Annotated in this window: 1 protein-coding gene; it reads right to left on the bottom strand. The window is 47.3% G+C overall.

Going from position 1 to position 704, the window contains the following annotated elements:
* Positions 1–17: 17 nt before the first annotated feature.
* Positions 18–704, bottom strand: a 687-nt coding sequence (locus QD47_RS29625; protein WP_052647042.1) for an IS3 family transposase, incomplete at its 5' end; no start/stop codon positions are given.

The following is a 704-nucleotide window of genomic DNA, read 5'->3' as shown; positions in this document are numbered from 1 at the left end:
GGATTGTCAACAGTAAATCAGACAACTTTTTTAAGGGCTTCTTGGCGATACTGAACAGGCGTCATATAGTCTAAGGTTCCATGGATGCGATGCTTATTGAACCAGTTGACGTAATCGTATAGTTCGAGTTCCAAGTGACGAAGGCTCTGGAAGTTCATCTGGTTCACAAACTCTGTTTTCATGATCTTGTAGGTGGCTTCAGCCACAGCGTTGTCGTACGGACAGCCTTTCATACTTAGCGATCGACCGATTTCAAACGTCTCCAGAAGCTCGTCCATCTTTTGATTTTTGAACTCGCTGCCACGGTCGGTATGAAGCCATTGAATCTGATGTAGATCACCCTTAACGGTCGCGAAGGCACGGGTAATCAGAGCAGCGTCCTTGTTCGGGCCTGCACTATGACCAATGATTTCTCGATTAAACAGATCCACCAGCACACAAATGTAATGCCATCGGTTCTGGACTTTCACATATGTCAAATCACTGACGACGAAGCGTTTAGCTTCCGTTTGCTCAAACTCCCGCTTCAAAACATTCGCCGTCGTTGCTTCGTTACATGCCGTTTTATGGGGCTTATATTGTGCCACCGTGTAGGTAGAAACGAGCCCTTGCTCTTTCATGATGCGGCCAATGCGACGTCTGGAGACGATCAACCCACGCTCATGGAGCTTCACTTTGATCTTGCGTGTGCCGTAGGCTTTTCT

Origin of the sequence: Paenibacillus terrae (genome assembly GCF_000943545.1) — a bacterium.
In the GTDB taxonomy this organism is placed as follows: Bacteria; Bacillota; Bacilli; order Paenibacillales; family Paenibacillaceae; genus Paenibacillus; species Paenibacillus terrae_A.
Note: the sequence above shows the minus strand (reverse complement) of the source record. Positions and strands in the feature narration are given on the sequence as shown.